Origin of the sequence: Psychrobacter sp. Ps7 (genome assembly GCF_022129225.1) — a bacterium.
GTDB lineage: Bacteria > Pseudomonadota > Gammaproteobacteria > Pseudomonadales > Moraxellaceae > Psychrobacter > Psychrobacter immobilis_A.
The window spans coordinates 49,829-74,313 of record NZ_JADQAH010000002.1; the positions used below are offsets into that span (position 1 = coordinate 49,829).

The window sequence follows — 24,485 nt, forward strand, 5'->3', positions numbered from 1 at the left end:
TCACATAAGATAAATCAATAAAAAGCGCGTGGTACTAGTTACCAACGTTCACGGCGAACAAACGCCAGCCAAGAAATAAAAATACCGACTAGCAAGCTAATTAAGACAGTGAATGCACCGTATAAAAAAAGCTGACCTTTGCTCTCGTAGACCAAAACATTCACTTGAGTTTGCAAGTCATTCAACTCGCGCTGCAACTGTGCATTACGGCTTAATAGCTGCTGATTGGCATCGGATAAGGCCTTATCAGATGGTTGTAATTGCGCCGCCAATGTATCGCTGATATTCATCACTGAGTTTTTTGTTGGTTGAGCGGTCGATATTGGTTGAGCTGGCACGGGTGTCGTGAGTGTTGGATCAGCCACATCGATAGTCGTCACTGTTGGCGCAGCCTGTGCTGAAACAGTAGCCATAAAAATCATACTAACGATGCTACGCTGATAAGAGCGACTTTTTAACAAAGATAGGCACTGAATCACGATTTTGCTACTTTAACTGATGCGCTGTCATCCGCTTTTGGCAATGTATGGATAAAGGGTTTGATATCTACGTGACTGTACACGCCATCACGTAAGTAAGGCTCATCGTTTGCCCATGATTGCGCTGCTTCTGCAGAGTCAAAGTCAGCAATAATTAAGCTGCCTGACATCTCACCTTTGCCATGCTCGATGGGTGTTGGACCAGCGATAATCAGTCGATTGTCATGATCTAAAGCTTGCAAGCGTTCGACATGTTCAGCGCGGGTAATCTGACGTTGTGCGCTGCTATTGGCCACGTCATGACCAATAATGGCAAATAAGGACATGAGACTTCCTCGATTAATAAAAACTATGATTGATTTAAAGTGTTTTGCTTAATGCGCCCGAGCTAATTGCGATTAATGATTGTCGCTATTGGCATTTAGAAATAGCATTGGCTTTATTATAAAATGATAAATTGAGTATTATTTGACGGTTTTATCGGTGAGCGCAGGGTTGAGGTGCTTTTTTAATACGGCAAACTGGGCGATGACGAATACCAACATAATCGGAATCCAGCCATAAGTTTTAAAGTTAATCCATGCCTCATCTGACATCGTAAACGCTGTGATATAATGCAGTATGCCCATAAAGGCGAAGAATAGTGCCCAAGCGAGAGTGAGTTTTTTCCAACCACTCATCGTTAGCAAAAAAACATCTTTCATCGCCAGTTGCATCAGTGGTTTATTAATCGCAGCACTGACTAAAAGTGTTAGTGCAAAGATACCGTTGATAATAGGTGACTTCCAACGCAGATAGATATCATCACGCAACAATAAAGTACCACCACAAAACAAAATGGTTAATAGTAAGACAACCCATTGCTGTTTATCAAACGTGCCTTTTTGGCGAATAAAATGAATGGCATAAACAATGATGGTGGCGATGAGCAACGCACCTGCCCCCGCTAGGATACCACTGTAGCGAGCAGCAATAAAAAAGGCAATTAAGGGAATAAAGTCTAATAAAGCTTTCATAGCAAAGGGGATGTCCGACAAAAACGTATGGGGTAGTTTACACGTCTACTGCGCCAAAAAAAAGCAATCAACACGATAATCGTGCTATATCACGAGCCTGCGTAGCAATATCTGATGATTATGACTCATAATCATGACAACTGCCAAATATAACGGCTTATTGCCAATGTGCTCATTTTTTTATTTTCTACACTTTTAATTTTTAATGCTAAGGCTTCTCTTATGAAATTCGATTTACATTGTCACAGCACTTGCTCTGATGGTACTTATGCACCAACGGAAGTGGTGCAGCGCGCCCATGCGGCCGGCGTCAATGTATTGGCATTGACCGATCACGATACGCTGGCAGGAATTGATGAGGCGCGTGCGGCTGCCATTGCCTGCGATATGCAGCTGATTAATGGGGTCGAGATAAGCTGTGAGCATACACTTATTGGTGGTTATGGCAAAAATAAATCAACCAATAAAATCATCCATGTGCTGGGGTTAGATTTTACCGATCGCGAAAAAATGCATGCAACGCTGCAACAATTACAGGATAGCCGTGCCACGCGTGGTCAACGAATCACTGAAAAGCTCAGCGAGCTATTAGATATTAACTATGATGAGCTGTGGCAAGCCGTACTTGATAAAGCAGGCGGCAATCCACAAGCGGTCGGGCGTGCGCATATTGGTCAAGTATTGTTTGAGCGTGGTGAAGTCAAGACGGTACAAAAAGCCTTTGATAAGTATTTGGCAGATAATAAGCCTGCTTATGTGGCGATTGATGCACTGAGCATGGCTGACGGCATTGAGCTGATTCATGCTTGTGGTGGCAAGGCGGTGTTGGCGCATCCCACGCGTTATCAGCTTTCAGCAACACGAGTCCGTAAACTGATTGAAGAGTTTGCTGGTCTTGGTGGCGATGCTTGTGAGCTGCCGTCGAATAGCGAACCGGTTAGTACTCGCAGAATGGTCGATCGCAGTATCGCTGCGCACAATCTTGTCGCCTCGATCGGCAGTGACTTTCATGGTAGCAATATGCCGTGGCGTCGTTTGGGTGATGTACCGACAATGAACCCTGATCAGCAGGGAGTTTGGCAGTCTTTTGCGATGTTTTCTTAGCCAAAAATTCATTGCTGAGTACAGTTTTAAATGTTGATTAAGCTCAAACATCAATTGACAGGTTATCCAAAAAACATGCGTCATATATTGACGCATGAAGGTACTAAATAAATTGATAACTGCGACAGAAATTGCCACACTAGATGAGTGGGATTTTTTTTAAAATGAAATTTCGGGGTTAACTCCCATTTAGTTTACAAAAGGTAGTACCGACACTCGCATTCTTATCTACTTAAGTTTTTGGGAATGGTATAAGGTAAAAAGTCATATCATTTATTATTGTTGATTCAGGCTTTTGATTTTTATTTAATGGTTTTAATGTCGACTTAATTACTTTCAATATTTGCGGTAGCCCTACTATGGCTGTATCGATATCTCATCTAGGCTACACCAAGCTATCTCAAGCAATTTTTGAGTGGCAAGCGGCTGATAAAACGTCATTACTGGCTTTATTTATGGTGATGGAGGTATCTTTACACTGGCTATGGTGTTTATTTGTTTGGTGGCGCCGCGATATTTATGACACCTATGTCGATATAGCCCTGCTGTATCCACTATGGTTCGGCGTGACACTGGTAGCTTTGTTTTTATTATGGATGACCAGTCGTTTTTCACCTGTCAAAAAAGCCAATAGCAATTTGTATAAGTGGCAAGGCATACTCATTACGGTCTATAGTGCCTATATTGCAATGGTTATTTTAGTTCTAGGACATAGTAGCTTGGTCGCGGGCGTCTCTTTAGTCGGCGGTGCGATATTGGGGATGATGCTTATACGTCGGCGCTATGTATGGAGAGCATTTTTAGGGCACGCAGCCGTCATTCTAGCAGTCACATTTATTCCTTATCTTGGCGTTACTTTGCCCAATCTGCGTCAAATGACGCTCACGGTCATTCCTCTTGATACCTATTATAGTTATATCAATTATAGTGAAATTACGACAATCGAAAATGCCATCTCTGCCTCTATTTTTCAAAATGGCACGCTAAATTGGGACAGTGTTGATCAGTTGCGCCGATCTTCCGCTTTTTTTTGGCGTTCTACACATATTTATATGGCGCTACCAAAAGCTATTTTTATTATCTATATGTTTCGTACTTTGTTACTAATATTGGATGACAGTAAAAAAGAAATTCTACAGCATGCCAATCAAGATGAGCTAACCCAACTCAAAAGTCGCCGTTACGGGATGATGCAAATGAAGCAGGTGCTGAAGTCAGTAGAAGACCATCAAGATATCAGCGTTATTTTATTGGATTTGGATTGGTTTAAAGAGGTCAATGACAGTTACGGTCATGAGATCGGGGATCGAGTATTGGTAGAGGTCGCGCAGACGCTCTTGCAGTCTTTAACTGATGAAACAATCGTGAGTCGCTATGGCGGTGAGGAGTTTTTGATTGTATTGCCAGATACGAAGCACGACACAGCTATGATAATTGCTGAACAATTACGGCGTGTTATCGCCAAACACGTTATCATTCTCGATGACGATACAACCTTTAGTGTGACTGCCAGCTTGGGGCTATATACACTAACCCATGGTGAGCGTAATTGTATAAAACAAGCCTGCGAAACTCTGAATAAAAAGGATGCCTCGCAGTCGCTTGCTAAACCGCAGAGAATCCCCTCGTATAGTAGCAAACGCGTGAATCGTAAAATTCCCGCAGTGCAGCTACCTCACGATATTTGCCAGCGCTTAATTTGTATGGCAGATAAGGCTTTGTATGAAGCCAAAGGCCGTGGTCGTGATCAAGTGGTGAGTGCCAACGAGATGTTGGCAGCAAAAAATAATAATATTGAAGCGCTCTATGGCACATAGCTAGCTGCCATAGTCGAAGGTTTAATTACGCTTTAGTGTATTAAGGCGTGTTTAACATTCGACCATGGCACTGACAGGGACTATTTTTCAGGCGATTCGAAGTTAAAAATAGTAAGTTTAGTCATTCTAAGCGTCTCTTTTTAACAATGAAGCGGCAAAAAAGAGTCCTGTCCCCTTCTGTTAATATCGGGGCTGATACTAGAATTGCCCCATACTACGTTGCAATTCTAACTAAGGTATTAACATTATCGTTGACTTGCGCCTTATCTGGAACAATTTTAGCTATTAGCAGTGCCCATTTGTAAATGTTCAACAAGCCCTAATTGTTTTACTAAGCTTGCCAAGACACTGGTGGCAAAGCTACCTGTCGTTAACGTAAAGCTCAGCACCAATGTCTGTTCATTATCTTTATCCTGCCATTCCCAAGACAGCGCTTCAATAGGTAGGCGCAGCGCGCGTCGCTGTGCTTTTACATCGCGCTGCTCTAAGCCATTGGCTAAGCGAGCCAGTAGCGGATTTTGCTGAATCACATTTTTCTCAGTACTTGCCGCCATGCCGCTGACTTTATCATTATCCTTGCCCCATAATGCAGCAGTGGGATGGATATCACCCGTCTCAAGGCGTGCACGCAACGTGTCGTCTATGGCTTCGCTAGTAAATATTGACCCTGAACCTTCTAAGTTAAACACTTCGCCTGCCAGCCCAGTATTCCAGCTGCCATCACACACTCGTACTGCCAATATCTCATTGAAAATTAAGCTACGTGCGGCAGACAGCTCCATTGTATTCTGCTCACGTGGCGCGTGCTTGCGTTTGCTCTTTTTGGGTTGTGCTCGACTTTGTTGTGGTGGGCGCGCAAAAAGCGATAATGCTTCTCTAATATTATTGCCATTACGTCCAAAACGCTGAGGGCCGAAATAATTGGGCACGCCAGCTATAGCGATGCTTGCTAAATGCTGTTCGACATCTTGCTTCGCCGACAATAATTGCTCAGGTGCTGGCAATGCTGTATCAAAATCAGCAAATTGTATATCACGCAAGGTAATGATGAATTGATTGGCACGATGCGTGCCGCGATTGAGCTTTTTGTTGTGCCATTGCTGGTCGATGATCGTGACCGATTCATTGGCTCCGATATCGACTGGTGCAAACTCAGCAGCTGGCAGCTGTTTTTTTGGTATCCGTAAGCTGAACCATTGGGTTGTCAATGCATGGCGATCTTTAAGACCTGAATAACCAACATCACGCAGAGGAATCTCTGCCCACTCTGACAGCAGTTTGGCAAGATAAGCGGTATTCATCCCTAATTTTTGGATATGCAGCCATAAATGCTCACCTTCACCGGTGAATTCGAGCGGCAATAGCTCATTAACGATAAAGTCTGTTGCGTGGGCTTTATAGGTTGCTTGCTGCACAGGTGGTTGAAGAGGCTGCGGTAACTGCGCAGTATCCGTCGCTACGGTAATATCTATACTTGCCGTATCAAACTGCTCATTATCAAATTGATTGTTTTCAAGAGCGGATTGAGGGCTAGCATTAATATCGGTCATGTCATCACGAGAAGTCATAAAGTTATCTTTTATTTTGAGGATAAGATTTAAAAAAATAGGTAAGCATAGGGATTAACAGTTAACGATTACGTTTTGCAACGCAGGAAACATACAAAAAAAACAGCGTGTGCGAAAGTGTCTTGTTACTATCAATGGATAGCGTTTTAAAAAAGCATTTAAACAAACGTATCGAGAATGGTATTTTTCGTTGAAACTGGCTGATGCAATAGGGTTATTTTCAACACGTTTGATTCAGGGAACCATTATAACTGTTAAGGAAGACTTATGACCAATGCAACGATTGATACAGTAACTATTAATAAGGCTGATATTGCCAGTGGCGGCATGAAATCTTACAAGCAAGATGATGATAGTATCATTTTGATTACCCGCGACGACGATGAATTTCAGGCGTTCGATGGCAAATGCCCGCACGCAGGCGCAGATTTAGGCACAGGCTTACGTTGTGGCAATCGCGTGGTCTGTCCTTGGCATCATGCGACTTTTGATAGCCGTGATGGCACGCTGTTAGAGCCAGTAGCGATAGCAGGATTGACTCAATATGAAGTGACCGATAATGGCGACAGCTTGACGGTGAATACTTCAGCGAAGATAGACAAAAAGATTGCAAATGATAAGCTGATCGATACGCATACGCTCATCGTGGGCGGCGGCGCAGCAGGTTTTATGACAGCGCATCAGCTGCGTAACACTGGCTATGGTGGCAAAATCACCTTGATTAGTGCTGATGATAAAGCCCCTTATAACCGTCCATTATTGTCCAAAGCATTTTTAGCGGGCAATATGCCTGAAGAGAAGCTTCTACTAGGCGGTGCAGATTGGGCGAGCAAACACGATATTAATTTGCGCTTAAATCAAACCGTCAGCGAAGTATCGCCCAATGAACGTACCATTATCATTAAAGATAAAAATGGTTGTAGTGACAGACAAACTGCTGATTTTTTAGTAGTTGCAACAGGCGCTGAGCCAAAGATACCACCTTTTAAAGGGGCTGAGCTTGATGGCGTTTATACGCTGCGTAGTATGGATGATGCCAAATTGATCAAAGCGGCCAGTCATGACCAGCGTGTGGTTATTATCGGTACTGGCTTTATCGGTATGGAGGTCGCTTCCGCATTGGCACAAGCAGGCACGACGGCTTCTATTACCGTCATCGGACAAGAGCATCGGGTGATGGGAAATATCGTCTCCGAAACCGTCAGTAATGCGCTGATCAAGCTGCATGAGGAAAATGGCATTCAGTTTGTCTTTGATGCCAGGGTCAATGAAATCACTGAGGTCAAAAGGGTTGTTAATCCGTCTGAGAATGAAGAAGAAAACCAGACCTTTTCACAAGTGGGCGGCGTCACGCTGGCGAGTGGTGAGCAAGTTGATGCAGACATCGTTATTTTAGGGACTGGCGTAGCACCACGTATAGAGCTGTTCGAAGAAGTAAACGCGCCAGATGGCGTGCAAGTGGATGAGCATTTACAGCTGCGTGATGGGGTCTATGCCTTGGGTGATATTGCAAAAGCTTCTGGGCAAATGGGGCGCATGCGCATCGAACATTGGCGCGTGGCCTTGCAACATGGCTTAGTGACTGCGGCTGCGATATTAAATGATGATAGTGTCAGCTCGCTCGCCGCGCGCATCCCTTTTTTTTGGACGATGCAATATGGCAAGAGCTTACGCTATAGTGGACATGCGGCGACACCCGATAATAATATCTTGTTTGGTTCACCAGATACGTTAGATTATATCGAATACTACTTTGATGATGGGGAAGACACACGTGCTAGTGCGGCTAGCACTTTAGGGCGTGATAAAGAATTGGTTGCCTTTTCTGAACTGCTCCGCCGTGGTCATGCGCCAACGCGTGCACAGCTTCAGGCAGGATTTAATATTATCGACCAAGCACAGGCGTTATCGCCCTAGTACTCAAGATGGATACATATTACTATTAAGGCTGACCTATCGATTTGGGTCAGTTTTTTTAATACAAACAAGGAAAGGAAAAATTATAATATGAATAAAAATACTATAGATAAAAATAACTCGGAGAGAGAGTCCGTGTTTTTGCGACAAGCGCAAGCCGATGATATTGGTGCACTTGAGCAATTATTAAATCGCTGTTATCGCGAGACCGCAGGTTGGACCAATGAGGCGGATTTAATTGGCGGTATTCGAACCACGTCAGCCGAGCTCGCTGCCGTGATTAATGACCCTAATCACTATTACTTTGTCTATCCAAAAACGACAACGGGCGACCGTGATGGAGAGGAAACGGGTGAGATAGTTGGTTGTATCGCTGTCGATATCAAAACCGATGCTGACTCAAATAACAAAGCCTACATCGGTATGTTTGCGGTAGATCCAGAGTTGCAGGGGTATGGCGTTGGCAATGTGATTTTGCAAGCGGCAGAAACCTTTGCTACTCGTCATCTACAGTCAGATGGGCAAGCAGCAGCTAAAAACACTGCGCGTTTGACCATGTCTATTTTAAGTCATCGTCCTGAGCTGTTGGCTTACTATCAGCGCCGAGGTTATGAGCTAAATGGTAATAAAATGCCATTTCCAAATGACGGCAATAATGGTGAGCCAAAGCGTGAGGATTTGGAATTGTTAGAATTAGAAAAAATGGTTCATTGAAAAATCTTGAATGTTTAAAGGCTGATTTTATTAACCCCAAAAATGACCAAAGGTCATAAACAGCCCAACACTTAGCAAGATAAATGCCACGATAATTAAGCGCTTGAACCAGTTAAAAGCGGGCAAGCGCGTGGCATTGTCATCAGACATCAGATAGGCAAACAAAAATAACAAACTTGCTGCCAAGGTCATAATGCCCAGACCAATCGGTAATATAAAAAAGTACACCTGCCACACAGTTATCTCGCAACGGTTTTGAATACCACATCATAGCAGTATCGTGAATGTACTGTCAGTATACACCGCACGTTAATTCCTTCATCTCACTAAATTATTAAAGCTATTCATCATAAATCTAACCTTGTATTCTAAAATTAAGTTGGGTATTTAGAAGTAATTCTGTATAGTGAAGTAACATTATAGATACATTGAGATTGAGATGACTAATCTGAAAAAACTGGCAGTCATAGCATTACTAACACCGCTATTTGTCGCATGCTCTAATGCACCTTCTGAAAGCACAGTTGAAGCGTTAATCGAGGCACAATACGAGCAAGCCAATAGTATGATGGACGATGCGATGGCGAATGCAGGCAATGATGAGATGGCAAAGGCGATGAGCGGCATGATGGAGGGTATGATGCCAAAGCTTGAACGCGTCGAAAATATCAACTGTGATACTGTCGAGGGTGACAATACTTATATGTGTACCGCTGATATCACTCAGACAATCGCGGGGGAGAGCCGCACTAACAAGACCAATTTCAAGGTTTATCAAGTGAAAGATGAATGGGTATTAGGCAATTAAAGCAGAGCTATGTTTTTTAAAGTTACTCATAACAAAATCATCAGAACTTTCAAATCACATTTACTTTATTCTTAGAGAGATAACATGCTAAAAAAAATCGCTTTTCTAACGATTACATCAATACTATTTGCCGGTTGTGCTTCTGTACCCACTGAAAATATCGAAGTATCTAGCGTACTCAAGCAAGTGAAAGCACCTAGTGCCAACAATGCTGGTCTATATATTTATCGTAGCAATAGTGTGGTGGGTGGAGCTCTAAAGAAAGATGTGTGGGTAGATGATGAATGTATTGGTGAAACTGCACGAGGCACTTTTTTCTATCATGAAGTACTCGGCAATATGCCGCACAAAGTTTCTACCGAATCTGAATTTTCTCCTAATGATTTAATGATTGATACTACAGCGGGTAATAACTACTTTGTAAAACAATATATTAAGCCAGGTTTAATTGTTGGTGGTGCGGGTGTTAAACTGGTACCTGAAAGTGAAGGCAGGGAAGCAATCGCTGACCTCAAACTCGGCATAAAAGGGACTTGTAGCAAGTAGTGCAAGTCATTATCTATAAAGAAAGGCTACCTCATTAAGGGTAGCCTTTCTACTAACTTAGCCCAGTCTTTCTATCAAACTAGCGCATTGTCACAAACTCTTCTGAGCCAGTTGGGTGAATGGCAACCGTATTGTCAAAGTCCGCTTTAGTCGCTCCCATTTTGATGGCGACGGCAAAGCCCTGAATCATCTCATCGACACCAAAGCCAAGACCGTGTAGACCAATGACTTTTTCCTCATCGCCCAAGCACACCAGTTTCATCATACATTTCTGACGATGCTGTGTCACCGCGCTATACATAGAGGTAAATGTTGAGTTATAACATTTGATATTTTCTTTGCCATAGCGCTCAACCGCGTCGATTTCAGATAAGCCAATCGTACCAATAGCAGGATGGGTAAAGATCACCGTTGGTATCAACGTATAGTCCAAATGCTCATTAGGCTTGTTGTTAAACAAGCGCTCGGATAAACGGCGACCGGCGGCAATCGCTACTGGCGTCAAATCAACACTGTTTTCGATGATATCGCCTACTGCATAGATGTTCTTAACATTGGTATTTTGGAACTTATCGACTTTGATTTTGCCAATTTCGTTCGTTTCCACACCCGTCACTTGCAGGTTGATATTGTCTGTCGATGGCGCACGACCAATCGCCCAAATCAAGCAATCTGTCGTGTCTAGGCTGCCATTTTCGGTACACAAAGTCAGGCTACCATCTTCGTTTTTATTGACTTCCGTGAGCGTGGTATTGGTATGCAATTGAATACCGTCTTGCTCCATCTCTATCAGCAATGCCTCTACTACACTGTGGTCAAAGGAGCGTAGCGGTGAGTGTTGGCGTACGTATAAATGCACCTCAGCGCCCAAACTGTTTAACACGCCTGCGATTTCAACAGCGATATATCCAGCTCCCACAATCGCCACGCGTTTTGGCAAATGATTCAACGCAAAAAAGCCATCAGAGTCGATGCCGTATTCTGCGCCTTTGATATCTGGCTGAATCGGGTGACCGCCGGTGGCAATCAAAATATGGTCAGCGGTAATCAGTTCGCCATTCACTTCTACAGTATTGGTATCGACAAATTTGGCAAAGCCTTTGATCACTTCTACGCCATTTTTGGCCAAATTATTGTCATAAGAGCGGTGAATGTTTTCGATATATTGTTGACGGCTCTGTACCAGTTTTTGGAAGTCAAAACCTTTAATATCCACATCAAAGCCATAATCTGGCGCATATTTATGAATAGCTTCAGCGATTTGCGCGCCATACCACATTACCTTTTTGGGAACGCAGCCCAAATTCACACAAGTGCCGCCCAACTGGTTGGCTTCGATAATGGCGCATTTTTTGCCATAGCTCGCCGCACGGTTGATGGAAGCAATGCCGCCGCTACCGCCGCCAATGGCGATATAATCATAATGTTTTGTCATGGTTAAGTCTCTTTATTCAGGACGTATTGATGCGTATTGGTACAATTTTGCCGTCTATTATTTTTTAATTCTGTTGTTTTGAACTCTATTGTAATGGGTATCATTATTAATCTTACAAGGTTTTGCTTATGAGGATGTACCAGCTAGCATCAGAATATAAAAGCATTTAGGCAAAAATAGCCTGACATCTAATGATCCTATCTAAACCCATCTAAACTTACTTAAACAATGGCACGTCGTCTATAAAATAACAGTCCCGGAATGGATAAGCCAAGCACCAATCCTGAGGTGACAAATAAAGCTTCGAACAAATACACCATCATTTGGCTAAATAACTCGTCTGAAAAGCCAAAATAGCCAATCTGCACCATACTCACCATCGCCTTATAAGCGGCGATACCGGGCATCATACAAATGACACTAGGCGAGATAAGTGCTTTGGGTGGTAAGGTATATTTCTTAGAAAAATACACGCCCAAAAAGCTGGCAAGCATTGCCCCAAAAAAGCTGGCAACCACGAGATGCACATGCTGATAAACGAGAGCAGTCTTTAATCCGAAGCCAAAAGCAGTCATCAGCAAACAAGGAAAAATATAGCGTTTGGGTACGCTAAACATCAGCGTCCAACCAAGGGTAATAATACACGATAGCGCAACGGTTTCAATGAACCACATGTCAAAACCCCCAGTGCTGTATTTGTAGTAAAACTAGCGCCATCACGATGCCAACGCACGCGGATAGGGTGAGCATATAGGTAAATACCGCACGCCCAACGCCAATATTGACATAGCCTTTTAAGATATCTGAGAAAGAATTGATCAAAGGAAAGCTGGGCACCAGTAGCAAGACGCTAGAGGCAACCGCAATATCGGCATTATTACCAATATCAAAATAGTAGGTCGTCGCTCCAATTAAAGAAGCAATAAAAGCCGTCACAATGACGGTGATAAAGGGATTAAAGTGATGCTTGGACAGATAAATACGGGTGAACATCGCTACCATACCCGCAATAAATGTCACGGCGGTAATCGACCAACTGCCACCATTCAGATAAGCAAACGCTGCGCAAGACGCACCAACAAATATGCCCACCAGCCACGTTGGGTATACGGTCTTATCTAACTCATCAAAGGCAAGGGTAGTGCGGTCAATCAAATCGATACTGTCTACGGTGGCTTCGGTTTTATTGATAATTTGCTGAATTTGTACCAATAAATTGACATTGATGCTTTGATTGATCGTGTCTCTGGTGGTGGTGATACAGCGCTCGTCACAGATGGTCGTCAGGGTGATGGCGTTAAAATTCAGCGAACATTCGACGCTGTTCATCCCCAACGCAAGCCCCAAGCGTTTGGACAAGTCCACCACCACGGCAGACTCAGCGCCATACTGCATGAGGAGTAAGCCGCAGCGCACGCATAGTCGAGTAATGCGTTGCTGCTTTACGTAGCTGATAGAGGTCATGGGTGAGATACGCAGGTTGGTATTGATACACTATTATAAAGGGTCTGGGAGCTGACGCGCAGACATTATCGGACATTATGTTTGATGCTACTATAAATTATAAACTTTTTTGGCAAAGAGAAAATAGAACGTACGGTAGATGCGCGAGTGATCAATGTGATACGAGCGTTTATTTAGGTGGAATCTATTGCAGGATGCTCTCTAAGCAGCGATTTTAATTAAAGGAATAAAGTTGTAGGCGTCAAATGGAGGCTGGGAATTGTGATATCAAACAAATAATAGATTATAAAATTAATAGACTTTTGTTTTCTGTAGTGATAATCTCTTCCTCGATAATCTAGACACATTACTTACATGATAATTACATATTGATTGAATTTTAGTTACGTTATCAATTATATATCGTTCTCAATTAATGTGTTGCAAGACATAGATTTCGATAGTGGAATTTTAAGTCTATCAATTCCTTGCCTTTAGCTTAGCTATTTAACTTAATTGTATTTCTCAACCAGGACGTCTAATGATCACTTTTAATAACATAAAAAATGCTCTATTGCTGACTACTATTACTACTTTAGCAGGGTGTACTACGGTCGCCGATATGGCAGGGTACGATACGGCTACATTAAATACTGATGCGGCTAAAAGTTACTCTCAAGTGGTCTCTAAAGCCAGTAGTCAAGGCGCGGTAGATAATACTTCTGCTACCGCCATTCGAGTGAAAAACGTCTTTAATCGTATGAAGCCCTACGCCGTTCGCGCTAATACAACAGGCGTCCCTTTTGATTGGCAGATCACTGTTCTACGTTCACCTGAATTAAATGCTTGGGCAATGCCGGGTGGTAAGATGGCTTTTTATACCGGTATTGTAGAAAAGCTACAGTTAACAGATGCAGAGATCGCGGCAATCATGGGACACGAAATGACCCATGCGCTATCTGAGCACAGTAAAAAAGATGCTGGGCAAAAAATTCTGACCGGCTTAGCGCTGCAGTTAGGTGGTGCCGAACTACAGTCAAGAACAGGGTTAAGTGATGATGCGTTGGGTTTGATTAGTGACTACGGACTTGATAAGCCATTTTCTCGTAGTCAGGAGTCACAAGCCGATGCGGGTGGTCTACGCTTGATGGCGCAGGCAGGCTACAATCCAGAAGCTGCCGTTGCAGTATGGCAAAAAATGGAGGCTGCCAATGGTCGTAGCAACACCATAGCTACTTTAATGTCTACCCATCCAAACTCTGGGCAGCGTATCGCTAAAATTCAGGCACTGTTACCTGAGGTTACGCCAGTTTATCAAGCGGCGGCTAAAGCACCTACTAACGCAACTAGTGGGGCAACGACTGGAGTAACTACTAGAACCATTAAACGTAAATAACTCAGTAGATACTCTCAAAAGTAAATGTTATCAAAAAAGGTAAGTCAAAAGACTTACCTTTTTTTGCGAATAAATGTTGAAAATTGGTTGGTTTAAATTTCATCTTACGTCTTGGTGTTGGGTGTCAAGTAGGTTAGCGGCGAGGTACGAGATCTAACAACTAAGTATTGGAGCCAATCCCGCTTTCCGCTCATATCTACTCACTGATACGAGGCGAGGGCTACGGTTTGTACTGTCTCTTGCTCCGCGTAGCCAATCCAAAATCTAGTCCTCGCAACTCGTTCAATTGAGTAGGATAACCGCTACAATCGGGGCTAAACCGCGTCTCATGACAGCTATTCAGTATTACGATTATATATTCTCTAAGTTATCCGTAAGTTCTAAAAGATGTTCGATAGCTGCTTTACTATTCGGTTTCTCTACGAGTCTCTTTTGAAGCAATTCTAGAGTCCATCGCTTAACTTCATTTAACTTGCTTTGCATAATAACTGATTGATGGATAAAAGGAGGCGGCTTTTGAGCATTTACCAGCTCTTGATAATGCCAAATCGCTGTATCAAGTCTATCTTCGTTGTTAAATTTGGCAGTCTCAACTTTATTAGAAATCTTAACTTTAAAAGCAGGGTGTTTTAGTAATTCTTGAATATATCTAATTCTATCTATTCCATCATCAAGTGGTTGCCAAACAACAGAACTGAAATTTTCTTTACTAATATTTTGTATAGCTTCAAAAAAATCCTCACTATCATTTCCATGTTTGCAAAATCGCATAAAAATTTCGAATAGAGTACTGGTATCAGTATTTAGAGCCAGTCCCTTTTTTTGATCATCAATGGTTTGCAAAAGAAAGTTATAAAAAATATCAGGAGTTACTGGAGTTCTAAGATAATAATCCCCTACAAACCACTCTTCTGGTCCTTTCTTAACTCTCTCTTCTATATATTGTTTCACTAGCGCTTCAAATTGGTTGGCTAAATCAGGAGAAGCATTTTTTTCGAGTATATTATAATAGAAGCTCAAATTAGGGAATGCTTCTCTGTCTATTCTATCTTTAATATTGTCAATCAGTCTCTGATTGAAGCTTTGATCTGAGTTTAAATTACGATATTCAGCCATCAAACCTTGCTTTTCTCTATCGCTTTCTAATTGAGTTTCTGTGAGTCTATCTGATCGACTTAATTCTTCGATAACATCACTTTCTGCATCTAAGTTGATGAGTAAGTCTGTTATTATTTTACTCCAGCCTGACAGTTCAAAGTAGCTATAAAACTGAGAAATAACATCATCCATTATCTTAAATTTTCTTGCTACTTCAACTTTCTCTTCATCATCTAATTTGAATGCAAGATCAAAGTCATAACCGCGAAGCTCATCGACTCTAGGTGAGCTGAATGACTTCACAAAGAAATCAAAATCGATAGTATTGTCAAAAGTAGAAGGCATATCATGAGCCGTACGTATAATTAAAAGAGCTTCCAAAATTTGTTGTTTACTAGTGAAAGACAGGTCGTCGTCTGAATTATCTAGTATAGCTTTCAAAGTTCTTTCAACTCGCTGGTAAAACCTTATATTTTTGATGTTCATAGTTTGATAAAAATTTTCGTATATAGGAAAAAGCTCATTATTTATGATTATCTCTTTGATGATAGATAGTGAGTTATCTAAAGTTAACACTTCATCAAACACTTTTTCCTTATATTCTCTAAAGTCTTTGTCTGCTTTACCTTCATGTAATATTACTACTACTTTACAGTTTTTTTCTAAGCTCAAGTGATTAACTAACCCCATCATATCTTTGATATCTATATTTTTAGATAGCCTTTCAATATCGTCAATACAAATCAAAGTGTCTCCAATAAGACTGGTAATGGCACTGCTAATTAAACCTTTACCAAGAGATAGAGTGACGCCTGTACCTTCAAGTTTTGGTAAGTCTATAGCATCCAAGCCTTTCTTGAATATACCTTTTAGTCCAGTAAGGTAGTCCTTCTTTTGTGTAGTATCATGAGTACTAAGTGCAATTTCGAACTTCAGAGCATCTATTGAATCAATGCCGAATAGTGAAACATAAGAATATTTACTGACTCCTAAATCTGTATGGTTTTCCTTGTAGAAGTCATTCCAAAAACGAGTCTTACCAATACCCCATTCACCAGTCAAAGCAACAGCAAAAGAGTCTTTATTATTGATAAGCTCTAAAAGCTTCTTTTCTAGATTTGCTACATTTGCCATCACTTATTACCTTACAGATGTTCTTAAAATATTGTCTATATTAGCATTGAATACAAAACCTACCCTAACAAAAAAGGCCACCCCCTAAAGAGTAGCCTTTCATTAATTATTACCTAAATTCGATTAACTCACTTCTTTCATCGCTTGCTTAAGCATTGGCTTCAAGAACTCACCCGTATATGAGCCTTTAACTTCTGCCACTTCCTCTGGTGTACCTTCCGCGATAATGAGTCCGCCACCTTTACCGCCTTCAGGGCCAAGATCAATCACCCAATCCGCTGTTTTGATAACATCCAAGTTATGCTCGATGACGACGATAGTATTACCTTTGTCGCGTAGGGTATGCAAGATATGCAGCAGCTTATCGATATCATGGAAATGCAAACCAGTGGTCGGCTCATCCAAGATATACAGCGTCTGCCCAGTATCACGTTTGGCAAGCTCACGCGCCAGTTTGACACGTTGCGCTTCACCGCCTGATAGCGTTGGCGCAGACTGACCAAGACGGATATAGCTGAGTCCAACATCCATCAATGCTTGCAGGCGGCGATAAATCGCTGGAATGGCTGAGAAGAACTCAGTGGCATCTTCTACAGTCATATCGAGTACGTCAGCGATATTTTTTCCTTTATAGTGAATCTCTAAAGTCTCGCGGTTATAGCGCTTGCCTTCACAGGTATCACACGGCACATACATATCCGGTAAGAAATGCATTTCGACCTTGATGAGACCATCACCTTGACACATCTCACAGCGTCCGCCTTTTACGTTGAAACTAAAGCGGCCCGGCTTATAACCACGAGCACGCGCTTCTTGAGTTTGGGCAAACATCTCACGCACAGGGGTAAACACACCCGTATAAGTCGCTGGGTTTGAGCGCGGCGTACGCCCAATTGGGCTTTGATCGATGTCAACCATTTTGTCCAGATGCTCAAGACCGCTGATGCTGTCATGCTTATCCGCGATGAGCGTTGAGGCATTATTCAATTGCGTCGCTGCCAATGGCATAAGGGTACGGTTAATCAACGTTGATTTGCCCGAACCTGAGACACCAGTCACACAAGTCATAATACCAATGGGAATGGTCAAATCTACATCATGCAAGTTATTGCCTGACGCACCTTTGAGCTCAATCGTCATCGGAACTTGTTTGGGTTTGGCTTTACCTTTGACTTCCATATCGATCGTTTTGGCTTTATGACGAATGGCTGGAATCTCGATTCTCTTCTTACCAGACATATATTGTCCAGTCAGCGATTCTTTGTTTGCCATAATGTCATCGACCGTGCCCTGAGCGATAATATGACCGCCATGTACACCTGCACCAATACCGATATCAATCACATGATCTGCTTGGCGAATGGCGTCTTCATCATGCTCAACGACCAGTACCGTATTGCCCAAATCACGTAAGCGCGTTAAAGTTTTCAGCAAGCGATCATTATCGCGTTGATGTAGACCAATCGATGGTTCATCAAGGACATACATCACGCCCATCAGACCTGCGCCAATTTGGCTGGCAAGACGAATACGCTGCGCTTCTCCGCCCGATAGCGTTTCAGCAGAGCGAGCAAGGGATAGATAATCAAGACCGACACTGACAAGGAAGTTTAAGCGCTCGTTAATCTCTTTAAAGATTTTTTCCGCGACTTCGCCTTTATGACCGCCAATTTTTAGCGTTTTATAATAGTCAGCTGCGTCACCGATAGACAGCTTGACGATTTCGGCGATGGTGTGATCTTCGACACGGACGTTACGTGAAATTTCATTGAGTCGCGCGCCATCACAGACATTACAAGTGGTATCAGCCAGATATTTGGCTAGCTCGTCACGCACGAGATTGCTTTGCGTTTTGGCATAGCGACGTTCTAAATAAGGCAATACGCCTTCAAATGGCACGGTCTTATTGGTTTTACGACCGCGCTCATCAGTGAAATTAAAAGTCAGCTTTTCTTTACCTGAGCCTTGCATGATAAGGTCTTGCTGTTCTTTTGGCAAATCTTGCCACGGTGCATCCATGTCAATTTTGAAATGATTACAAACGGTAGAGAGCAAACCAAAGTAATAGGCATGACGCTTATCCCAACCATTAATCGCCCCTTGATTGAGAGATTTTTCATGATGAGTAATCAGTTTTTCAGCCGAAAAATACTGACGTTTACCGAGACCGTCACAGCTTGGGCACGCGCCATATGGATTGTTAAAACTGAACATACGCGGCTCAAGCTCAGGCACGGCACGATCACAAACAGGGCAGGAGTGTTTGGCTGACATGACTTGGTTAGCGTCGCCGCCTTCTTTAGGATTGCCATCCATAAAGTGTAGCGTGACCAGACCTTGACCCAAGCGTAGCGCCGTCTCCAAACTTTCAGCAACACGGTTACCCAAATCATCACGGACTTTAAAGCGATCAACGACCACTTCGATGGTGTGTTTTTTCTTTTTATCGAGTGTTGGTAGCTCATCGGTGTCATATACGTCACCATCGACACGCACACGTACAAAACCTTGACCAATTAATTGCTCAAGCAACACCGTATGCTCACCTTTACGTTCACGAATCACTGGAGCTAAGATCATAATCTTAGTATCATCTGGCAACGCCATGACTTGATCGACCATTTCAGTGACCGACTGCGCGACCATTGGCTCGCCATGCTCAGGGCAAAACGGCGTACCGATACGCGCATAAAGTAGGCGCAGATAGTCATAAATTTCGGTAATCGTCCCCACAGTTGAGCGCGGGTTATGGTTGGTCGATTTTTGCTCGATAGCAATCGCAGGGGATAAGCCCTCGATACTATCGACGTCAGGTTTCTCCATTTGTGAGAGGAATTGACGTGCATAGGCCGATAAGCTTTCGACATAACGACGTTGCCCTTCGGCATACAGCGTATCGAATGCCAGTGACGATTTACCAGAGCCTGATAAACCTGTAATTACTACGAACTTATCTCGTGGAATGTCTAAATCGATATTTTTTAGATTATGAGTGCGTGCGCCTCGAACCTTAATATACTCGTGTGCCATCGGTGTTAGGTTTCCTATTTGCTAAAAGGGGGTTGGAAATATCTCAAATTAAAAGCTAAATACAGATCAATTAAATGGTTGGTTAAAAACGTGGATATTCTGTAAATTTATAATGTTGTTATAAATAGTTTTATTATCAAAGATTTTGTTATAAATAATATTTTTATAAAGTGTTCATACGTTGATGAAGTGAGAGCTATAGATGCCTAATTTACTGTTTTAATTTTTATAATTGCTGAGCGGTATGCTGCTTGGCGTTCATTTTGCTGTTTTCTTATTCTACAGCCTTTGAGGTGATTGGTTTTCGTATGACTAAGCAAATCTAAATCAAATCAATGTTAAGTAGTAGTCACCTTTTGTCATGGTTTTGACCAAAATGTCATTTTATAGAGGAGTTTGTCATCTAAGCGATCGCTCTAGCTGACGAGTAATAATGTTTATGACGCCTTACTTTATTGTCATGGCGACCGCATTATTCAAGGTGTGATTGCGCATCCGATGCAGTTGGTAACAAAATAATCGCGTAATATGAATGGCTTGGGTTGAGACGGTATAGGAGGCTGCACCAATAAGACAAAAGTCTCGGCAAGCAAACGGCGAATGTCTTATACTAGTGGGCTTAATTTGTAGCTAAAGTATTGATAGCATCACAATAGTATAAGCAGCGCAGTAGTGATAAATCAGCAATGACGAACCAGTGAGGCAAGTATGAATAGCGTAGAAAAACGGGCAATCCTCGGGGTCGGTGGTATATTTGCTTTGCGGATGATTGGTCTGTTTATGATTGTGCCTGTGTTTTCTGTATATGGTGACAATTATGCGCACGCGACGCCATTTTTGATTGGTTTGGCGGTCGGTATTTATGGTCTAGGGCAGGCGATATTTCAGATTCCTATGAGTCTTGCTGCGGATAAATTCCCGCGTAAGCCGATTATCTTTTTAGGACTCATCTTATTTGCTCTCGGCGGTATCATTGCGGCAAATGCGACTGATATTTACGAAGTTATCATTGGTCGGGCGCTGGCGGGTAGTGGCGCGGTATCTGCAGTATTGATGGCATTATTGGCTGATGTGACGCGCGAAGAAATGCGTACCAAAGCGATGGCAACGATGGGCTTGACCATTGCGACTTCTATCATGCTCGCTTTTGCCTTTGGTCCGTTATTGGTTGGCTCGCTGGGTATCTCTGGTTTATTTTGGTTGACCTCAGGCTTTGCTGTTTTGGCGATGCTGTTACTGTTGTTTGTGCCGACACCGCTACGAGTACTTAAACACAATTTAGACAATAAAACTATTGGTCAACAATTAGCGACCGTCCTCAAAATCGGTGATTTAAACCGTTTACATATCGGTATCTTTGCTCTGCATCTAACCATGACGGCGATATTTGTGATATTGCCGCATCAGCTTAATGAAGTGATGGGTCTGTCGGTACGTCAGCAAGGCTTGGTTTATTTGCCGCTGTTATTTATTGGTTTTGCCGTCGCCATTCCTTTTATTATCATCGCTGAAAAGAAACGCAAAATGCGCCAAGTATTCTTAGGCGCGATTGCGTTAATGACCGCTGCTTTAGCGATATTGGCCATTGGCAGTCAGGTTGGCGTTGGTATTATATTAGGTCTGTTATTGTACTTTATGGGCTTTAACTTGCTTGAGGCAACGATTCCTTCGTGGATATCTAAGCGCGCCCCTGTCGCCAATAAAGCCACAGCGATGGGGCTAAATTCATCCAGCCAGTTCTTCGGCGCTTTTGTCGGCGGGGCGATGGGTGGTTTGTTATTAAGTCAGCCGAATTTGCTGGCGTGGGGTATTTTAGCCGTCATTATGGGCGTGGCACTACTCATTATCATTCCGATTGCTCAGCCACCGTATTTATCGAGTACCACGGTGACCATCCCTAAAGACATTAATATCCAAGACTGGTCACGGCAAATGCTGGCGGTAGATGGCGTCGATGAGCTGGTCGTGATGGCAAAAGAGCAAGTTGCCTATCTCAAGCTAGACAAGACACAATTGACAGATGACTCGCGGATGCAGCTATCGAGTTTGGCACAGAGTCCACTAGATATTTAAAACGTACATAAGCAACACTCTTAGGTTGATATAAATAACACTGTATAGACACAACTGAATAGGCAGTCATTATTAATAAGCGAATTTTAATCGTTCATCTCTATTTAAAAGGAATTAATATGAGTAAGTTTAAAAAGCTAGCGATAGGCTTTGGGCTGTCAGCCACGCTACTGACCTCTGGCTGTGCCACGCAAAATATCCAAGCCTATCAGAACAGCACGCCCACGCTCGATATGCATGAGTTCTTCTCAGGTCAAATCGATGGTTGGGGCATGTTTCAAGGTCGCAATGGCGAGGTTAAAAAACGCTTTTACGTCGATATTGATGCCACTCACGAAGGCGATAATGTCATCGTTTTAGATGAGAAGTTCGCATGGGCAGATGGGTCAAAATCACAGCGTATATGGCGATTGACCAAACAAGCTGATGGTAGCTGGAAAGGAACAGCAGGCGATGTCATTGGCGAGGCAACAGGGAAAGTGGTTGGCAATACCTTGCATTGGAATTACTTGTTAGAGCTACCCGTTGAGGATAAAACCTACAAAGTGAATTTTGATGACTGGATGTATCTGGTCGATAAAAACGTCATGCTCAATCGCTCAGTCATGAAAAAATTTGGCGTAGAGCTGGGTAGCGTCACTTTGAGCATGCATCGCAATAATGAGAGCAATGATTCTAAATAAGTTTATAAAGGACAGAGTGAGTTGATAAGTCAGTAACTGGTAATAGTATTAATTCGCTTAATAAAATGGCAAAATAGCAATATCATGGTTTTTTAAACCCAGAAATTATAATATATATCTAAACGACATAGATTGTCGTCTTTAATAGATAGCTTGTAGATATTCCAATAAAAATTGATTACAGTAAAATCATTAATGAATGCGCTTAGCTGCACAGTCATTAAAGCGATTCATAAAATTATTCATAAGTAAAAGGACGGTATCATGCGCGGAGTTAATAAAGTTATCATCATCGGTAACCTTGGAGCAGACCCTGAGGCACGTCAATTTAATAACGGCGGTAGCGTGACCAATATCTCGGTTGCAACGTCAGAGCAGTGGACCGACAAGCAAAGTGGCGAAAAAAGAGAAGCGACGGAATGGCATCGTATTTCTCTATTTAATCGTTTGGGTGAAATTGCCGCGCAGTATTTGCGTAAAGGCAGTAAAGTTTATATCGAAGGCAGTTTGCGTACCCGTAAATATCAAGATCCCAATGGTCAAGACCGTTATATTACTGAGATTCGTGCTGAGCAAATGCAAATGCTAGATGGTGCGACTGGTGGTCAAAGTGATAATAGCTTTGGCGGTCAAAATCAGGGTCAAGGTGGTGGCTATGGCAATCAAGGTGGTCAAAGCAATCAAAACAACTTTGGTCAGCAAGCAAACAATCAGCCAGCACAGCAAGGCGGTTACAACCAGTCAGCTGCTCAAGGTGGTCAAAACAGCTTTAACAATCAAAGCGCACCTGCTCAGCAGAATCAGTTCAATCAACCTGCGCAAAAGCCTGCACAGTCAAAGCCAACAGCAATGCCTGACGGTCCTGTCGATGATGATATTCCGTTTTAGGATATACCTTAGAGTTATCTGTTAAGAATAATCTATAGAAGACCCTGCAATTGCAGGGTTTTTTTATGGCTAGGGATAAATGACTTAAAAAAATAGATTTTCTATAGTGCGCATAAAGGTCGTATGAGAGTGAGCGCGTTAAGAAAGATAGACTTTGTCAATTGCTATATTATCTCGCTAAAAAAGTAAAACGTTTGTTTGTTTTTAAAGTTGCGCCTTGATGGTTATTTTAAAGAATAGAAAGTTAATTATTGGTTGGTAAACGATTTAGTAAGAAGATAAAACGGATAAATATTAGCCTGCCTTATTGAGTTTATCGATTTTTTTATTCTTATTGTTTTATCAAATTTTATATTGAAATCTATGAAAACTACCTTTCATATCCTATATAGACCGTCTGTTCTATTGGATTTAATTAATGCTAACGGTTCATTAAATGGGTTGATATAATCCACTCGAATCAATAATTCAAACAATATTAAATGTGGGGCTTTGATTTAAAGTAATTTTTATTAACCAATAAAAAGTCAAAATTTGACTGTTCAATAGTCGAAATAATAAAAATTCATCTGGTCGACCGCTTACGATAGGGTTGGTTCAATGTGAAAGGTTAAAGCTGTCACGCTTTTATAATCAATTGACTATAAAAGTGCCCACCTTACTGCTAGTGCTGAGTACAAAGAATGAAAGATGGTGATGTGTTTCAAAAAACTAATTTGGGCAGAGAAGAGATTAAATCTCAGAGTCTCGGCATATTGCCGCGTGAAGCGAGAACATTGCTTATTATGATCGATGGCAAACGCACGTATCAAAGCTATCTTGATACGCTTGATCGTAGCAAAATGTTTGCCGATTTTGGCGGTGTTGCACCACTATTTGAGTTGCTGTTAGGGCTTGAGTGCATAGAGATAGTGGGCGCTGATAATGCTGCCTCCCAAACATTCACTGCGCCGCAAGCATCGACGGCTTATCAGTCTCAAGCATCGTCGTCTGAAAGAAATATTGAGACAGAGTTTGATCGCACCTTTAATGATAAAGGTCTCAATAAAATGGCAGCATTAGGCAAGAAATCAATCAGTAGTATTTTCAAGGCTAGGTTGTCTGGTGCGAGCTACGAAACGATAAAGTCAGAGTTGGCCAACTATATTGAAAAAAACGCCCCACCAGTAGAAGCTTGGGGTTACTTGTTGAGTTTAGAACAATGCGCGGATAGCTCGCAATTATTGAGCTTGGTCAAAGAAATACAGAGCACCAGTAGCAGTAATTTATCGCGCGGCATGAATGATTTTATCAAAAAAATTCAACGTTAATATATACGCGACTTATGTTATAAAAA

General features: G+C 42.3%; 21 protein-coding genes. 11 read left to right on the top strand and 10 right to left on the bottom strand.

All coding sequences use genetic code 11. The features are described from left to right. Positions 1 to 38: 38 nt before the first annotated feature. The 3 genes from I3257_RS01225 to ispZ all read right to left on the bottom strand — a co-directional run bounded on the left by I3257_RS01225 (position 39) and on the right by ispZ (position 1,495). The gene (locus I3257_RS01225) at positions 39 to 413 is read right to left on the bottom strand and encodes a hypothetical protein (protein WP_238048552.1); all 375 of its coding nucleotides are present in this window, start codon (positions 411 to 413) and stop codon (positions 39 to 41) included. 62 nt (positions 414 to 475) lie between these two features. Further along, complete coding sequence (locus tag I3257_RS01230; protein WP_109589571.1) at positions 476 to 805, bottom strand: YciI family protein; 330 nt, start codon at positions 803 to 805, stop codon at positions 476 to 478. Between the two features lie 138 nt (positions 806 to 943). Further along, positions 944 to 1,495: a septation protein IspZ gene (gene ispZ / locus I3257_RS01235; RefSeq protein ID WP_045444273.1), complete on the bottom strand. Its 552-nt coding sequence runs from the start codon at positions 1,493 to 1,495 to the stop codon at positions 944 to 946. 222 nt (positions 1,496 to 1,717) lie between these two features. On the opposite strand from ispZ, the gene I3257_RS01240 reads away from it, so the two are divergent. Continuing rightward, complete coding sequence (locus I3257_RS01240; RefSeq protein ID WP_109589570.1) at positions 1,718 to 2,599, top strand: PHP domain-containing protein; 882 nt, start codon at positions 1,718 to 1,720, stop codon at positions 2,597 to 2,599. A 359-nt stretch (positions 2,600 to 2,958) separates the two neighbouring features. Continuing rightward, positions 2,959 to 4,416 (top strand): GGDEF domain-containing protein, encoded by a 1,458-nt coding sequence (locus I3257_RS01245; protein WP_109589568.1) that lies wholly within the window; start codon positions 2,959 to 2,961, stop codon positions 4,414 to 4,416. A 278-nt stretch (positions 4,417 to 4,694) separates the two neighbouring features. Here I3257_RS01245 and I3257_RS01250 read toward each other — a convergent pair whose 3' ends face one another. After that, the gene (locus I3257_RS01250) at positions 4,695 to 5,984 is read right to left on the bottom strand and encodes a tRNA pseudouridine(13) synthase TruD (protein ID WP_238048553.1); all 1,290 of its coding nucleotides are present in this window, start codon (positions 5,982 to 5,984) and stop codon (positions 4,695 to 4,697) included. Between the two features lie 267 nt (positions 5,985 to 6,251). On the opposite strand from I3257_RS01250, the gene I3257_RS01255 reads away from it, so the two are divergent. Together I3257_RS01255 and I3257_RS01260 are read left to right on the top strand one after the other, a co-directional pair. Continuing rightward, a complete protein-coding gene (locus I3257_RS01255; protein ID WP_238048554.1) occupies positions 6,252 to 7,901 on the top strand; it encodes an FAD-dependent oxidoreductase in 1,650 nt (549 codons plus the stop codon). Positions 7,902 to 7,991: 90 nt separating this feature from the next. Then, positions 7,992 to 8,615 (top strand): GNAT family N-acetyltransferase, encoded by a 624-nt coding sequence (locus I3257_RS01260; protein WP_238048555.1) that lies wholly within the window; start codon positions 7,992 to 7,994, stop codon positions 8,613 to 8,615. Between the two features lie 30 nt (positions 8,616 to 8,645). Here I3257_RS01260 and I3257_RS01265 read toward each other — a convergent pair whose 3' ends face one another. Next, positions 8,646 to 8,843: a hypothetical protein gene (locus I3257_RS01265; protein ID WP_238048556.1), complete on the bottom strand. Its 198-nt coding sequence runs from the start codon at positions 8,841 to 8,843 to the stop codon at positions 8,646 to 8,648. 211 nt (positions 8,844 to 9,054) lie between these two features. On the opposite strand from I3257_RS01265, the gene I3257_RS01270 reads away from it, so the two are divergent. Beyond that, positions 9,055 to 9,423 (top strand): hypothetical protein, encoded by a 369-nt coding sequence (locus I3257_RS01270; protein ID WP_238048557.1) that lies wholly within the window; start codon positions 9,055 to 9,057, stop codon positions 9,421 to 9,423. Between the two features lie 84 nt (positions 9,424 to 9,507). Then, positions 9,508 to 9,969, top strand: coding sequence for a DUF2846 domain-containing protein (locus tag I3257_RS01275; RefSeq protein WP_045444289.1), 462 nt, complete (start codon positions 9,508 to 9,510; stop codon positions 9,967 to 9,969). Between the two features lie 79 nt (positions 9,970 to 10,048). Here the strand turns inward: I3257_RS01275 and gorA are convergent, their stop codons facing one another. The 3 genes from gorA to I3257_RS01290 all read right to left on the bottom strand — a co-directional run bounded on the left by gorA (position 10,049) and on the right by I3257_RS01290 (position 12,868). Then, complete coding sequence (gorA, locus tag I3257_RS01280; RefSeq protein ID WP_238048558.1) at positions 10,049 to 11,404, bottom strand: glutathione-disulfide reductase; 1,356 nt, start codon at positions 11,402 to 11,404, stop codon at positions 10,049 to 10,051. Between the two features lie 221 nt (positions 11,405 to 11,625). Beyond that, positions 11,626 to 12,078, bottom strand: a complete 453-nt coding sequence (locus tag I3257_RS01285; protein WP_238048559.1) for a threonine/serine exporter family protein — start codon at positions 12,076 to 12,078, stop codon at positions 11,626 to 11,628. A 1-nt stretch (position 12,079) separates the two neighbouring features. Beyond that, positions 12,080 to 12,868 (bottom strand): threonine/serine exporter family protein, encoded by a 789-nt coding sequence (locus I3257_RS01290; RefSeq protein WP_238048560.1) that lies wholly within the window; start codon positions 12,866 to 12,868, stop codon positions 12,080 to 12,082. 520 nt (positions 12,869 to 13,388) lie between these two features. Between I3257_RS01290 and I3257_RS01295 the strand changes: the two genes are divergently transcribed. Continuing rightward, entirely contained in the window at positions 13,389 to 14,243 is an 855-nt protein-coding gene (locus I3257_RS01295; protein WP_238048561.1) for a M48 family metallopeptidase, read from the top strand. Between the two features lie 351 nt (positions 14,244 to 14,594). Here I3257_RS01295 and I3257_RS01300 read toward each other — a convergent pair whose 3' ends face one another. Beyond that, positions 14,595 to 16,475, bottom strand: coding sequence for a P-loop NTPase fold protein (locus tag I3257_RS01300; RefSeq protein WP_238048562.1), 1,881 nt, complete (start codon positions 16,473 to 16,475; stop codon positions 14,595 to 14,597). A 123-nt stretch (positions 16,476 to 16,598) separates the two neighbouring features. After that, positions 16,599 to 19,505, bottom strand: a complete 2,907-nt coding sequence (uvrA, locus tag I3257_RS01305) for an excinuclease ABC subunit UvrA (RefSeq protein WP_238048563.1) — start codon at positions 19,503 to 19,505, stop codon at positions 16,599 to 16,601. A 708-nt stretch (positions 19,506 to 20,213) separates the two neighbouring features. Between uvrA and I3257_RS01310 the strand changes: the two genes are divergently transcribed. The 4 genes from I3257_RS01310 to I3257_RS01325 all read left to right on the top strand — a co-directional run bounded on the left by I3257_RS01310 (position 20,214) and on the right by I3257_RS01325 (position 24,459). Continuing rightward, on the top strand, positions 20,214 to 21,578 hold the full coding sequence (locus I3257_RS01310) for an MFS transporter (protein ID WP_238048564.1): 1,365 nt from the start codon (positions 20,214 to 20,216) through the stop codon (positions 21,576 to 21,578). Positions 21,579 to 21,697: 119 nt separating this feature from the next. Further along, the gene (locus tag I3257_RS01315) at positions 21,698 to 22,261 is read left to right on the top strand and encodes a DUF3833 domain-containing protein (protein ID WP_238048565.1); all 564 of its coding nucleotides are present in this window, start codon (positions 21,698 to 21,700) and stop codon (positions 22,259 to 22,261) included. Between the two features lie 264 nt (positions 22,262 to 22,525). Then, positions 22,526 to 23,149, top strand: coding sequence for a single-stranded DNA-binding protein (gene ssb / locus I3257_RS01320; RefSeq protein WP_238048566.1), 624 nt, complete (start codon positions 22,526 to 22,528; stop codon positions 23,147 to 23,149). 698 nt (positions 23,150 to 23,847) lie between these two features. Beyond that, positions 23,848 to 24,459 (top strand): hypothetical protein, encoded by a 612-nt coding sequence (locus I3257_RS01325; protein WP_238048567.1) that lies wholly within the window; start codon positions 23,848 to 23,850, stop codon positions 24,457 to 24,459. The last annotated feature ends 26 nt before the right edge of the window (positions 24,460 to 24,485 follow it).

Excerpts from the sequence above, each read along its gene's own strand:
- I3257_RS01225 (WP_238048552.1), bottom strand. The coding sequence starts at position 413 with ATGGCTACTGTTTCAGCACAGGCTGCGCCAACAGTGACGACTATCGAT.
- I3257_RS01230 (WP_109589571.1), bottom strand. The coding sequence starts at position 805 with ATGTCCTTATTTGCCATTATTGGTCATGACGTGGCCAATAGCAGCGCA.
- ispZ (WP_045444273.1), bottom strand. The coding sequence starts at position 1,495 with ATGAAAGCTTTATTAGACTTTATTCCCTTAATTGCCTTTTTTATTGCT.
- I3257_RS01240 (WP_109589570.1), top strand. The coding sequence starts at position 1,718 with ATGAAATTCGATTTACATTGTCACAGCACTTGCTCTGATGGTACTTAT.
- I3257_RS01245 (WP_109589568.1), top strand. The coding sequence starts at position 2,959 with ATGGCTGTATCGATATCTCATCTAGGCTACACCAAGCTATCTCAAGCA.
- I3257_RS01250 (WP_238048553.1), bottom strand. The coding sequence starts at position 5,984 with ATGACTTCTCGTGATGACATGACCGATATTAATGCTAGCCCTCAATCC.
- I3257_RS01255 (WP_238048554.1), top strand. The coding sequence starts at position 6,252 with ATGACCAATGCAACGATTGATACAGTAACTATTAATAAGGCTGATATT.
- I3257_RS01260 (WP_238048555.1), top strand. The coding sequence starts at position 7,992 with ATGAATAAAAATACTATAGATAAAAATAACTCGGAGAGAGAGTCCGTG.
- I3257_RS01270 (WP_238048557.1), top strand. The coding sequence starts at position 9,055 with ATGACTAATCTGAAAAAACTGGCAGTCATAGCATTACTAACACCGCTA.
- I3257_RS01275 (WP_045444289.1), top strand. The coding sequence starts at position 9,508 with ATGCTAAAAAAAATCGCTTTTCTAACGATTACATCAATACTATTTGCC.
- gorA (WP_238048558.1), bottom strand. The coding sequence starts at position 11,404 with ATGACAAAACATTATGATTATATCGCCATTGGCGGCGGTAGCGGCGGC.
- I3257_RS01285 (WP_238048559.1), bottom strand. The coding sequence starts at position 12,078 with ATGTGGTTCATTGAAACCGTTGCGCTATCGTGTATTATTACCCTTGGT.
- I3257_RS01290 (WP_238048560.1), bottom strand. The coding sequence starts at position 12,868 with ATGACCTCTATCAGCTACGTAAAGCAGCAACGCATTACTCGACTATGC.
- I3257_RS01295 (WP_238048561.1), top strand. The coding sequence starts at position 13,389 with ATGATCACTTTTAATAACATAAAAAATGCTCTATTGCTGACTACTATT.
- I3257_RS01300 (WP_238048562.1), bottom strand. The coding sequence starts at position 16,475 with ATGGCAAATGTAGCAAATCTAGAAAAGAAGCTTTTAGAGCTTATCAAT.
- uvrA (WP_238048563.1), bottom strand. The coding sequence starts at position 19,505 with ATGGCACACGAGTATATTAAGGTTCGAGGCGCACGCACTCATAATCTA.
- I3257_RS01310 (WP_238048564.1), top strand. The coding sequence starts at position 20,214 with ATGAATAGCGTAGAAAAACGGGCAATCCTCGGGGTCGGTGGTATATTT.
- I3257_RS01315 (WP_238048565.1), top strand. The coding sequence starts at position 21,698 with ATGAGTAAGTTTAAAAAGCTAGCGATAGGCTTTGGGCTGTCAGCCACG.
- ssb (WP_238048566.1), top strand. The coding sequence starts at position 22,526 with ATGCGCGGAGTTAATAAAGTTATCATCATCGGTAACCTTGGAGCAGAC.